Annotated in this window: 9 protein-coding genes; 6 read left to right on the top strand and 3 right to left on the bottom strand. The window is 45.5% G+C overall.

Going from position 1 to position 12,709, the window contains the following annotated elements:
- The first annotated feature begins 141 nt into the window (after positions 1 to 141).
- The 4 genes from OZ401_RS05990 to OZ401_RS05975 all read left to right on the top strand — a co-directional run bounded on the left by OZ401_RS05990 (position 142) and on the right by OZ401_RS05975 (position 6,214).
- Positions 142 to 1,521, top strand: coding sequence for a hemolysin family protein (locus OZ401_RS05990; RefSeq protein ID WP_341469801.1), 1,380 nt, complete (start codon positions 142 to 144; stop codon positions 1,519 to 1,521).
- Between the two features lie 339 nt (positions 1,522 to 1,860).
- Positions 1,861 to 3,933 carry a type I restriction-modification system subunit M gene (locus tag OZ401_RS05985; RefSeq protein WP_341469800.1) on the top strand — a complete coding sequence of 691 codons (2,073 nt, stop codon included), beginning with the start codon at positions 1,861 to 1,863 and terminating at the stop codon, positions 3,931 to 3,933.
- Positions 3,934 to 3,950: 17 nt separating this feature from the next.
- A complete protein-coding gene (locus OZ401_RS05980; protein ID WP_341469799.1) occupies positions 3,951 to 5,345 on the top strand; it encodes a restriction endonuclease subunit S in 1,395 nt (464 codons plus the stop codon).
- Complete coding sequence (locus OZ401_RS05975) at positions 5,345 to 6,214, top strand: hypothetical protein (RefSeq protein ID WP_341469798.1); 870 nt, start codon at positions 5,345 to 5,347, stop codon at positions 6,212 to 6,214. Before OZ401_RS05980 ends, OZ401_RS05975 begins: the two co-directional genes overlap by 1 nt.
- Before the next feature lie 215 nt (positions 6,215 to 6,429).
- On the opposite strand, the gene pgeF is transcribed toward OZ401_RS05975, so the two are convergent.
- From pgeF to cofD, 3 genes are read right to left on the bottom strand one after another with little or no spacing between them, the layout of a single operon-like run.
- Positions 6,430 to 7,296, bottom strand: a complete 867-nt coding sequence (gene pgeF / locus OZ401_RS05970; RefSeq protein ID WP_341469797.1) for a peptidoglycan editing factor PgeF — start codon at positions 7,294 to 7,296, stop codon at positions 6,430 to 6,432.
- Between the two features lie 10 nt (positions 7,297 to 7,306).
- Positions 7,307 to 8,107, bottom strand: a complete 801-nt coding sequence (gene cofE, locus OZ401_RS05965; protein WP_341469796.1) for a coenzyme F420-0:L-glutamate ligase — start codon at positions 8,105 to 8,107, stop codon at positions 7,307 to 7,309.
- Positions 8,104 to 9,072, bottom strand: a complete 969-nt coding sequence (gene cofD / locus OZ401_RS05960) for a 2-phospho-L-lactate transferase (RefSeq protein WP_341469795.1) — start codon at positions 9,070 to 9,072, stop codon at positions 8,104 to 8,106. Before cofD ends, cofE begins: the two co-directional genes overlap by 4 nt.
- Before the next feature lie 198 nt (positions 9,073 to 9,270).
- Between cofD and OZ401_RS05955 the strand changes: the two genes are divergently transcribed.
- Positions 9,271 to 10,128 carry an aldo/keto reductase gene (locus OZ401_RS05955; RefSeq protein WP_341469794.1) on the top strand — a complete coding sequence of 286 codons (858 nt, stop codon included), beginning with the start codon at positions 9,271 to 9,273 and terminating at the stop codon, positions 10,126 to 10,128.
- 21 nt (positions 10,129 to 10,149) lie between these two features.
- Entirely contained in the window at positions 10,150 to 12,666 is a 2,517-nt protein-coding gene (locus OZ401_RS05950; RefSeq protein WP_341469793.1) for a hypothetical protein, read from the top strand.
- The last annotated feature ends 43 nt before the right edge of the window (positions 12,667 to 12,709 follow it).

Here is a 12,709-nt window from a genome sequence, read left to right as displayed (position 1 = left end):
TTAAGGTCACATAATGGTATTATAATTAACTGTAGTGAGGCATTTGCACAGTTTCGTGGTGGGTTGGTAGTGCAAAAGCCCCTGATACGCTGAAAAATCATAGGTAAAAATCAAAAGGTATTTCTTGGGAGATTATAATATTTGGACACCAGTTTGTTAGAATATCTGGCTATTTTGGTTTTGGTGCTGCTTAACGCTTTTTTTGCTGCTAGCGAAATTGCGTTGGTTACTGTCCGAAAATCGCGGGTTAAGCAACTAGCGGACGAGGGCAACGGTTCAGCCCGTAGTATCTTGCGCCTTACCGACAACACCGGGCGTTTTCTTTCCACCATCCAGATTGGGGTCACGTTGGCAGGGTTTTTCGCTTCCGCTTTTGGGGCAGTGAGCCTGACCAAAATATTTGAGAGCTGGTTCAAAGCCGTACCACTTGATTTTGTGCGCGCCGCTGCTTCTACCCTCGCCTTTATCCTCGTGACGGTACTCATCGCTTTTATCTCGTTGATATTCGGCGAACTTGTGCCAAAAACCTTGGCGGTGGAATCCTCAGAAAAGGTAGCGCTGTTTGTAGCCCATCCCATTGAGTTTATCTCAAAGGTAGCCAATCCGCTGGTGGCGATGCTTACCGGAATCACCAATTTCTTTGTACGTCTTTTGGGCGGACGGCGCAAAGCAAATATGCCCTCGGTCAGTCAAGAAGAAATCGTTTCGATGGTGGAAACCGGGCAAGAAGAAGGGGTGCTAGAGAAGCAAGAAAGCGATATTATCAATCGGGTCTTTGAGTTTACCGATCGACAGGTGCGCGAGATTATGATTCCGCGTATGGATGTGCTGATGCTGGATGTGGCTGTAACCATTCATTCCGCCGCCCATGAGATTGTAAATTCGGGCTATTCGCGCTATCCGGTGCATAAGTCTGGAAATCGCGAGCATATAATCGGGGTGGCATACGCCAAAGATATTCTAAAGCATCTGATAGAAAATCAGCCTAATGAACCGGTAAGTCATATACTGCGGAAGCCCTATTTCATTCCCGAATCCAAGCGGGTAGGCGATTTGTTGGCGGAGTTGCAGAAAAGCCGTACCCAGATGGCGATTGTGATAGACGAGTATGGCGGGTTGGCGGGAATTGTAACTCTCGAAGATTGCATTGAGGAAATCGTGGGCGATATTCAGGACGAGTACGACATGGAGGAGAGCCGCATCAAGTCGGAAGGCGATGGGCGTTTTCTGGTGGATGGCGCAACTACCCTGAACGAGTTGAACGAGGCACTCGATTTGCAAGTGGAAGAAGAAGAAGTGGAAACGATCAGCGGGTTAGTGCTGAAACATCTGGGGCGTATTGCCGCCTCCGGTGATGTCATTAGCTTGTCGCAGGTGCGTCCTATGCCCGACCCCGACCCTGACTCGGATGAAATCACTTTCGTAAATGTAACCATCACCATTACAGTAGAGAAAATGGAAGGAGTGCGCATCCGGCAAGTGGTATTGTTGCTACAGGAAACGCCCCACGCAGAGGAATAGTTCTCGTAGAGTAGTTCAGCAATTGCGCGGTTTCCCGTACGTAACATAGTACGCTTTTTCAAGTAGTTGGCAAGCATCACTTGTCAATTATTTGCTTTATGGTTTTAATTTTACATCTCCTTGCAATTTATGGGATTGTAGTTAATTACATGTTCTTTTGGGGATTTTTATGTTATTATCGACAGCAATAGAACCTAAATTCCCCACTAAAAGATCGTGTATTATAGAGTGTAATTTCCCAATAGTTTGATTATCTTTTATAAAACGCATTAATATATTGCTAGATTTACTGGAATTGACATCATAGATTTGTTGAATCTAGAGAGGATAGAGAATAGCTTGGCTACTACCAATAGTAATATATTAGCTGATATTTTTCGCACCAGCGACCATTCAATTGATATTTTTGACAAGAATGAAATCGAGGCACTTGAATTTATCGAAAAAAACGATAAACTTTATCTGCGTGATTTCTCTGGTAATAAAGAGCGACTCGCTACCCCTGAAGAGATAGTACGACAATTATTTCTTTACCAGCTTATACATAAATATGGATACCCACCTAGCCGAATCACTCTTGAAAAACCTGTACAATTCGGTTCTACAATAGCTGATAAACGTGCTGATATCTGGATTTGTGAAAAAGACCACCCAAACACTTCTTATATTATTGTAGAAGTCAAAAAACCCAAGCGTAAAGACGGCGAGGAGCAACTAAAGTCCTATTGCAACGCTCAAGGCGCGCCGATAGCTGTTTGGACAAATGGTAGACAAAAGGAAGTATGGCGTAGAGATGAACCTAATATCTATCTTAGCATTAGCGATCTACCACGTATTGATCAATCCCTAAACGACATTATTAATGAAAAAGTAACCATTGATGAGTTAGCTGAACGTAACAAACTTGTTACTGAAAAAGTCTCTCTGCGCGATGTCATTACAACTATGGAGAATCTTGTTTTAGCCAATGCTGGTGTAGATGGTTTTGAGGAGGTTTTTAAACTTATTTATGCAAAGCTCTATGATGAATCAATGGCTGAAAATAACCCGAACCGACATCGTGTTGTAACATTTCGGCTTGGAGGTACTTATCAGGAAGTTTACACTCGAATCAACAATCTTTTTATTTTAGCTCAGAGGGAATGGCCGGGTGTTTTCTTGCCGGGTGAAAAGATCGATCTAACTCCTGCCCACTTGGCTAGTTGCGTTTCTTTCTTACAGGATTTAAAACTATTTAATGCTAATCTTCAAATTATTGATGAAGCCTTTGAATACCTTGTTACTCAGGTTGCTAAAGGTGCTAAAGGTCAATACTTTACTCCTCGTCCCGTTATTGATATGGCAGTCAAAATGTTAAATCCCCGTTTTGAAGAGTATGTTATAGATACAGCTTCAGGAAGTTGTGGTTTTACTGTTCACAGTATCTTTCATGTTTGGGGTGGAGAACTTACTGCTCAAAAACCAGAAGAATGGCAGCGTAAATATGCTAGCGAAAAAGTATATGGTTTGGACTTTGATGCTCGAAGTGTAAAAATCGCAAAAGCAATTAACATGATTGCTGGAGATGGTCGCACTCATGTTTTCAGAGTGAATACTTTAGATCCTCAATCATGGAGTGATGAAGCTCGTGTTCACATGCGTGAACGCCGCCGCCGATTTTTGGAAAATCCTCAACAGGATGAAGACAATTATAACTTTCCTCGTTATTTCGACTTTGATGTTATTCTTACAAATCCTCCTTTTGCAGGAGACATTAAAGATACCCGTATAATTTATCAATATGATCTTGCTCGTCAAGGTAAAGGCAAATGGCAGAATAGCGTTGGTCGGGATATACTTTTTATCGAGCGTAATTTAGAATTCCTTAAACCCGGTGGACGAATGGCTATCGTACTTCCTCAAGGTCGTTTAAATAATATTGGTGATGAGCGCATTCGTCGCTTTATCTCTGAGCATTGCCGTATTCTCGCAGTTGTCGGTTTGGATGTTAACACTTTTAAGCCGCATACTGGCACAAAAACTAGTGTTTTATTTTTACAAAAGTGGAATAAAGATATTGAAGTAGGACCACTTTGTCTTCCCCTCTCAGATTATCCTATCTTTTTTGCTGTCAGCCAACATCCAGGCAAAGATAACTCTGGGGAATATATTTATCTTAAAGATAAGACTGGGCAACCTCTGCTCGATCTTTATAACCACAAGATAATTGACCAGGATTTATTTGATATACATTATGTTCTCAAACAGCAGCTAGCTAATTTGTTAAAACGTGATAAAACAAACCCTAAAAGGCTTGAAGATCATAAGAAACGTTGCGAAGAACTTCTCAATTATATCCCTATACGCCCTACTATTGCCGAAGCTTTTATTGAATTTGCCAAAGCTAACAATTTTCAATTCATATATTCATAGAACGAGGAGTGTTAATTTTGGCTCTATGGAGTGTTAGAAGTATTGTAGAAACATATGAAAATCATAGATTAGATTCTGAATATTTTAGACAGGATTATGCAGATATTGAGAAAAAAGTCAAAGGTTTTGAATGGACCCCTCTTGGTAAAGTGGCACAATACATAAAAAGAGGGCTACAACCAGTATATAATGGGGATGGAAGCATACCAGTTTTAAGAACAGTAAATATTCGAGAAGAAGGATTCAGTGATACACGTCAAGAATACGTAAATGAAGATTTTTACCAACAAAATCCTCGTGGTCAAGTTTATAACCTTGATATTTTAATTACTTCTACGGGTGTAGGAACTTTAGGGCGTGTAACATATGTAGATGAAAACACTCCATTTTTCGCTGATGGTCATATATCTATATTGAGGGGTATTACTCAAAGAGACCCGAGATTTATAAGCGTGTTCCTTCAATCAAAAGTTGGGCTTGCTTTAATTGAGCAGAGACAGCGTGGGTCTTCAGGGCAAATTGAAATTTATCCTGATGATTTAGCTTCAATTCCAATTCCAAAATTAGATTCTCGTTTTGAGGAAGAAATTGCCTCATATGTTTCACAATCGCGTGAATTAAGGCATACAGCAAAAGCTTTTTATGTTGAAGCCGAAAACCTACTAATTAAGGAATTAGATCTTAACATTAAAGACCTTTCCTCACAATTAACTTATATAGCTAATTCTAACGAAGTTATGGATTCTCAACGTCTTGATGCTGAGTTTTTCAGATTAAAATATTATCAATTAATCGATTCTATTAGAACCCTTAAACCAAAACAGTTAGTTCCTTTAGGGGATTTATTAGATGTCCTAACTAATGGGCATACGCCTTTGCGACATAATTTGTCTATAGGTGAAATCCCCTTTTTAACTGCTGAAAATATTTATGATTTCCGTATTAATTTTAATACAGAAAATCGCATTACCCTTGAACATCACCAAAATGAATTAAAACGAACTCAATTACATGAAGGTGATCTGTTAGTCACCATCAAAGGACGTATCGGTAATGCTGTATTGGTAACTAATTTACCTAGTCCAATAAATATAAACCAGGATATAGCTTTACTTCGATTAAAACCTGAATTTAACCCTTATTCTTATTTTATTGTTGGCTTCTTAAATTCTGAAGCAGGAAAATTATTAGCAAAGCAACTCTCTACTGGACAAATTAACCCATTTTTGGGGTTAAGCAATTTGCGTCAAATCCTTATTCCACTTTTCGACAACGAATTAATGAAAAGATTAAGTGCTAAAATCCAAGAGAAATTAACCCAATCACGAAATGCTGAAGAGGATGCGGTACGACTTTTAGAAACTGCCAAGCAACAAATAGAAGATATGATAGTTAATGGAGCATCCTATTAATGTCTCATATTGATGATTTGATAGAATTAATTCAAACTACTAACGAAATCTATCTCCTGAATGTTAATCCTGAACGTCACGTAAAATCTGTTTTTATTCAAATTGATGATCTTTGTGAGTTGACATTGAAGAGTTGGTTAATTAAGGACAGTGGTGATTATCAGCAACAATGTTTAATAGAACTGAAAAATGCTAAATTGATTATAACTAAAAAACACCAGAATGCTTTTAAGGAATATTGCAAAAACATTGATAACGGTTTAGCTACATTTAAAAACGATTTGGAAATTGAAAGTAAAGCTAGTCAAATAGAAAAGTTAGATAAGATTCTTACTGATTATCCTTATCTTGAAGATTGGTCCGCAGATATATCAGCAGGTAAGTTTAAAAGCTTCAGCCAAATTGTAGAGGAGGTTAAAAACCGTCATCTATTACCTGCGAATCAACTCATACATTCTATCCTCCATCGTATAAAAGATCGAAGAAATACACGCAATAGCTTTTTTCACGACCCAAACTCATTGCCACTGACTATAAATAGTAAGCAATGTTTAAACGCTTTGTGTGATCTTTACGAGATAATAAACTTACTTTTTCCAAATGCACTCATTGATCTAAGTAATCAATTACTTCGTGTCCAAATAGCAACAATTAGAGCACTGAGAGATTGTGCGGATGACGAACAGAAAGATAGCAAATATAAGGATATTTTAAATAATTGGAAACATAATGACGTGAACAAAAATTTAAAGGTTAGCGGAGAAATCAAAGTAAAATCCAGTAATAGAGCTTACCAATATTGTATTATACACCTTTACGCTGACCAATTCTATTCTGCCCTTTTAAATGCGGGGTTGATTTCAGAATAGAATATTACAAAAGAATAAGTTTAAGGTATAAATTATAAAAGCTCTCTCGAAGTTAATATTTAAGTAAAATGGCAACAAGATTCAAGCCTGTGACGATTTTACTTGAGTCCTGGCTGTTGAGTAGTACCTAACTGTAATATGTATATTTGCTTTGATTTCTTCTATATCTAGTTCGTTAAAAATTGGGTGACAGTTAGAAGCGAAAACCAACGCGGCTAGTCCAGCATAATCAGCGCGCCGTAGTTGCCCTGCTTGCCTTTCAGTTCGGGGGGTTGGGCGCGGTAGCTGAAAAAGGTATCATGGTGGCACAGGCTGCACAATTCGCTATGTTCGATGTGAGCGGGTTTAATGCCCGCTATCCGTAAAGTATGTTCAATTGCTGACCACAAGTTAAAGAGGTATAACCCATCTTCACGCAGCGACAGAAAGCCGCGCGTTTCTTCCTCACCGAAAGCTGCAAACACCTCATATGCTACCGCTTCGTTCACAGTGTAGCAGCAGCCCCCAATCGAGGGACCAATACCCGCCAGAATATCGGTTGGGTCGCAGCCGAAGCGTGCTTGCATCACTTGCACCGTCTCCGCAGCGATTTTTTGCACCGTACCGCGCCAACCGCTATGGGCGGCAGCAATCACCCCTTTAATCGGGTCGTAGAACAAGATGGGTGGACAATCGGCGTGTCCGGTAAGTAGAGGGATGCCTGATAAATTTGTCACCAGCGCATCGGTAGCGGGAATGGAATTGCGCCAGTTGCGCCCTGCCCCGTAGAATTTTTCGTCCACCACCGCCACGTTAGCGGTATGCTGTTGGTAGCCGCTGGTCAGGTTGGGAAAATGCTCACGCCAATCGCCGCCCACCGCCTCGATGAACTCGCTGCGCCGCAAATTCATAACCTCATCCGACAGACCCGCATTTACGCCGCCCATTTTGTAATCATCGGGGCGTTCGGGTTGCGCTTCCTGAAATATAGGGTTGGCGGGGGCGTAGCGGGTGCTGATTCCGTGTTTAAGATGGGGAAAGCCGCTCAAGGTTTCGAACTTGAACAGCGGCATATTCAGCGCATTATCGCTGGTAAGTGGCATAAACTCCTGCTTAAAATAACTTACGGTTTGCCGGATAGCGAAAAACATCAGTAGCAGCGGGGCGCACCAGTGGGGCAGCGCCGGAATCGGATGCGGGGCGATAGTGATAACCTCTGATTAGCACCGCCGGAACGGCTTCGCTGCTCTGTCCCATTATCAGTGAAGCGGCAGCCGCAAGCTCATCGCCCGTTGCCACTTGCGTACCTTGCAGTACATAGCCGAACATATCCCTCTCACCGCGTTTGTCCACCAGAGTTTCTAGCCCGGCAGAACCGAGGCAAACCCCTATGCCGCCCATGCGAAAGGGGCGACCATGTGTATCATTTATGATTACCGCTATCTCTTTGCCGCTTAGTTCCAGCAACCGTTGGCGCAGATTAGCGGCGCTGCGATCGGGGTTTTCGGGCAGAAGCGCCAGCCATTCGTCACCTTGCGCCGCCCCCGGTTGCTCGATATTAGAACGATCTACTCCGGCGTTAGCGCAAACATAGCCTTGCTGCGTTTCTACTACGAAGATGCCGGGACTGACCCAGATAACCTCGCGACTCTCATCCAAAATCACCTGAACATGGCGGGGGTCTTTGCCGTAAACGACGGCGATGGTAAGGGCGCGCTCGGATGGTACTACCTGTTTTAAATTTACCAGCCGTCCTTCGCTCTTGCTCACAATCTTCTGCGCCAGCGCCAGTATATCGCCGTCCTCGAAGTGCAGCCCTTGTTGTAGAAGGCAATCAAATAGTAGTGCAGCAAGATCAGCACCCTGATTGATCAGTGGGACATGCTCAAGCGCTATTAGCTGAACCTGACTCATCGTGGCAGGAATTCCTCCAGAATATGCTCGGCGAGTAACTGCTTATCCTCATTGGTCTGCATGACAGTTTGCGTGACCAGCACCTGATAACCCATCGCGGCGATTTCTTCTGCTAGCGCATCATCGCTTACATCCAGCACAAAGCCCCCTACCAAGCCCTGATAATATTTGGCGACACCCAGCGCGGAAGGTTCTACCCCATCGAAGCTGCGCATAATATCGGCGGCAGGTCCCTTGAGGGCTTTCCCGCCCACAATCGGGCTGACCACCACCACCGGAGAATTGCATTGTAAAAGAGCTTGCTCCATGCCTTTAACTTGCAAAATCGGCTCTATACTCAGGTAAGGGTTGGAAGGTGCGATTATGACCAACTCCGATTGCCAGATTGCTGCCGCGATAGGTGCGGTTATTTCGGCTTGCTCGATTCCATCGTAGCGGATACCCACCACCGTATCGGTAGCGCCCCGCCGCACGAAATATTCCTGAAAAGGGATTTCGCCCACTTCGAGAGTCTCTACATAAGTGCACACGGGGGAATCGGACATGGGCAATAGGGCGCAATCCAAACCAAGTGAAACGGTCAAAGTGGCGGTTATTTCGGTGAGGCTAACGCCCTCTTTGAGCATACGGGTGCGTAGAATATGCGTGGCAAAATCCTGATCGCCCAGCAAAAACCAAGTATCCTCGCCATAGCGTTTAAACAAATCGAGGACGCGGTAGGTATCGTCCGCGATGCCCCACCCCTGCTGAGGGTTTGACAACCCTGCCAACGTGTACATCACCGTGTCCAAATCGGGGGAAACATGTAGCCCAAACATATCGAGGTCGTCGCCCGTATTGCCGATAATGGCAAGGTCATTGGCGCGCCCCCGCTCTTTAAGACAGCGGTAGAGACCGAGCGCCAACTTCGCGCCTCCCACTCCACCGCACAATGTTACAATTTTATTCTTCCCGTTGTATTCCATTTGCCCTTAATTATACATCACCCTAATGGATATGAAAAATAGCAATTATGTTACATAATAGTACCAGAATTACTGGAGAAAAATCAGGACTGCTGCCTATCATTATTGTAAAATAATTATACAAAATGACTGCTCGAAACCTTTCAAAAAGCGACAATCCTGAAGGATATAAAGAAGATATCGGAAAGATTATAACTTATGATTGAGAAAATACCTTTTGGTAGAACTGGACACCTTAGCACCCGCACAATTTTTGGAGCGGCAGCGCTTGGTCAGGTAAGCCAGGACGATGCCGATCGCACCCTTGAATTACTGCTGGAATATGGCATAAACCACATAGATACTGCTGCTAGCTATGGCGAAGCTGAATTGCGAATCGGTCCGTGGATGCGGGAACATCGCCAAAATTTCTTTCTCGCCACCAAAACGGGCGAACGCACTTATCAGGCTGCCCGTGACGAAATTCATCGTTCTCTAGAGCGGTTGCAAGTAGAGCGAGTGGATTTGCTGCAACTCCACAATCTGGCAGACCCGGAAGAATGGCGCATTGCGATGGGACCGGGCGGCGCACTCGAAGCGCTTATCGAAGCCCGCGAGCAGAATCTCGTTTCCTACATCGGTGTTACCGGGCATGGGTTGGGCATTGCCGCGATGCATTTGCGTAGCCTCTCCCTTTTCGATTTCGACTCGGTATTACTGCCATACAATTATATCCTGATGCAGAACTCAGCCTATGCCGCCGATTTTAGTACAGTGACGGCATTTTGCCAGAATCGAAATGTGGCGATACAAACTATCAAATCGCTTTGCCGCCGCCCATGGGGAGAGCAAGAACGCACCTGCGCTACATGGTATGAGCCGTTAGAAGAGCAGGATGATATTAATACAATGGTAAGTTGGGCGCTATCACGCCCCGGTATTTTTCTGAACACCATTGGCGACATTAACATTTTGCCCAAAGTCTTGAAAGCTGCCGCCGACCCGGTGGAACAACCCTCATTGGTAGAGATGCATATTATGTCGGAACGGCTGAAAATAGCTTCGCTGTTTGTTTAAGGTGAAAGGGGCTGTTGTCAGGTGAGTGCGTACAAGTTTATCCGCCCGGTTTTTGCTTGCTTGCTGCTGGTAACTTTGCTGCTGGCAGCTTGTGGCGATGAGAACCCCACCGCTAACCCTGAAAAAGATTTACCAAAAGACCGTCTGATGTATCTGAGTAATGCGGATGGTTGGCCTGATCTGTATACTGTTGAACCGGGCAGCAAGGTGTCGGGGCGGCTCACCGAAAGCGCCGAGGCAGAGTTCGGGGCAAATTGGTCGTCGGACGGCAAGCATGTGATTTTTAGCGCACTTAACGGCGATCAGGCAGCGGGGGAATATAACCGCACCCACCAACTTGTAAGCATGGACTCTGACGGCAAAAATCGCAAGATAGTAAGCGCAGATGGCTTTAACCCACAGTGGTCGCCCGATAGCGTCCGTGTGTTATTCACTCGCACCGTATCCGACCCTGACGCGCCCAATACAACGCCCTCTCCGACTCCCTCATCCTCTACCCGTTTTTTGCGTCCTTCCGTGCCTTTGCCTATTCCAACTGAGGTCAAGCAGAAATCTGCGCTTTATATAATTCCCGCCGATGGTAGCGCTTCTGGCAAGGATGCCGGAACTTTGTTGGCAGATCGCGCCCTATACGGGGTGTGGTCGCCGGATGGCAAGCGCATTGCTTATATAAGCGGCAATAACCTGATCGACCAACCCCGTAGTTTATATCTGATCAACGTGGACGGCTCGAATCGGGTGAATCTGAGCGACAAGCTGAAGCTGAGCGGGTTGGATGTGCTGTTCGTTAGCTGGTCACCGGATGGCTCAAGTCTCGCCTTTACTGCCGTTGATGCGCAACGTGACAAGGTTTCGTTGTACAAAGCCAGCCCGGAAGGTACTACCTTTCGTCGCTTGACCGATTACGCCGGAAGCGGACGCGAGTTTTATAGCTTGGTATGGGCGTATGCCGATTACTACAGCCCTGCACCGCGCCTCAAGGCTGCTCCGGTCTGGTCGTTTAACAGCCGTTATATAACTTTTGCCGATGCCAGCCCGCGTATTACCGTGAGCGAAGTGGATACGGGCAACTCTCGCACCTTTCCGGTTGGTTCTGCCGCTATCGGGCAGGACAAAGATGCGGTGTTATCGGTTAGCTGGCTGCCCGACAATCGCCGTATCGCTTTTGAGCGCGCCGGGGCGGGGCGCAACGCTTTGATTACTCAAGCGAATAATTATATCTTTGATTGGTTCGATGAAAATCTGGAAGTGTTGGATACTGCTAACAAGTCGATTACTTCGCTCGGTGTAAATGGCAGCTTTATCGGGGCGAGTTGTTGTGGAACCGATGCGTTGGGTGTAGGTTCTACTCCTGCCACTCCTGCCGCGCGTCCTGTCACAGTTCCGACTATAAACGACCTCAAGCCGAGTGGTAAGCTGGTGTTATTGGGTGGAGTAGGTACGCAGTATCTAAGCGTGGTTGACCTTGAAACAGGGCAGCGCACCGTAATCAGTAGCGGCGCGTTCCGCGGTCTGGATGCAAGCGTTGCACCGACAGGCGGACGCTTAGCTTATCTGGAAGTGGGTGATCAATACACCGGGACGCTGTGGGTTAGTAGTCTTGACGGCAAGCAACGGGTGAAATTGAGCGAAGGCGTGGGCGAACCGGACGATCTGACTCAATCGGTGCGCTGGTCGCCGGATGGCAAGCGGGTGGCATATCAAGCGCTTGGCAACGACCCGCGTTTGGTGGCGGGTTTGTACGTGTTGTCGCTGGAACAAAGCGGTAACGAAACCCCTGTTCCCAGCCTAATTACCACGGAGTCGGTATCGGCTTTCGATTGGTCAAACGATGGGCGCACGCTGGCATACAAGCTAGACAAAACACAATACGAGCTTTACCTTTCGCAAGTGGATGCACCCCGCTCTAACAATCGCCTTGTGGCAAAAGTGGGAGCGGTTAACTCGAATTATTCGGCGCTTGGCAAGGGCTTATTGTGGTCGCCGAACGGCAAAACCATCGCGATAACCGGAAGTAGCACCTATTCGCGCTTTACCACTTGGCTGGTAACTCCTGAAGGTCAGGTTACAGAGATAACCGGGGGTAGTGTAATAAATCGTATCAACGCTTTCAGCCCCGATAGTACTCGATTGGTCGCCACCACTGCCAACTACAGCCAGAACAACGATTTGCAGGTGCTAAATCTTGCCACCGGCAACTGGCGCATGTATGGACCCGGCAGCGGCGCGCAAATAGATGCTACCGGGCAGTATGTGGCGGTTTATTCGCGCTATGATATAACCCGAAACGGCGCAATCTCGTCCCAATATTCGCAGCGCGTAACCGTAATTCAGCTTAGCAACGGGCAGCAATATGATTTGGAACTTAATAACCCCCCCTATTACGCTTTCCGTTCGCGCTTTTTCGATTGGTCGCCCTCCCAACCGATTCTAGCGTTTTACCAGAACAACACCATCTGGGGCAGCGCGCCCGACCTGAAGAATCCCCAACCGTTGGCACGCGCCATTGGGGTAGAGCGCGTTTTCTGGGTGAAGTAGCCGGGTTTGTAGCAAAAGCTAAAGGAAATTATACGCTTGCGAA

It is taken from the genome of Candidatus Chlorohelix allophototropha (genome assembly GCF_030389965.1).
Taxonomy (GTDB): domain Bacteria; phylum Chloroflexota; class Chloroflexia; order Chloroheliales; family Chloroheliaceae; genus Chlorohelix; species Chlorohelix allophototropha.
This window is presented reverse-complemented; position numbering and strand designations above follow the sequence as displayed.

Bases quoted from the DNA above. Each gene is read 5' to 3' on its own strand.
- pgeF (WP_341469797.1), bottom strand. From the start codon at position 7,296: ATGCCACTTACCAGCGATAATGCGCTGAATATGCCGCTGTTCAAGTTC.
- OZ401_RS05955 (WP_341469794.1), top strand. From the start codon at position 9,271: ATGATTGAGAAAATACCTTTTGGTAGAACTGGACACCTTAGCACCCGC.
- OZ401_RS05975 (WP_341469798.1), top strand. From the start codon at position 5,345: ATGTCTCATATTGATGATTTGATAGAATTAATTCAAACTACTAACGAA.
- cofE (WP_341469796.1), bottom strand. From the start codon at position 8,107: ATGAGTCAGGTTCAGCTAATAGCGCTTGAGCATGTCCCACTGATCAAT.
- cofD (WP_341469795.1), bottom strand. From the start codon at position 9,072: ATGGAATACAACGGGAAGAATAAAATTGTAACATTGTGCGGTGGAGTG.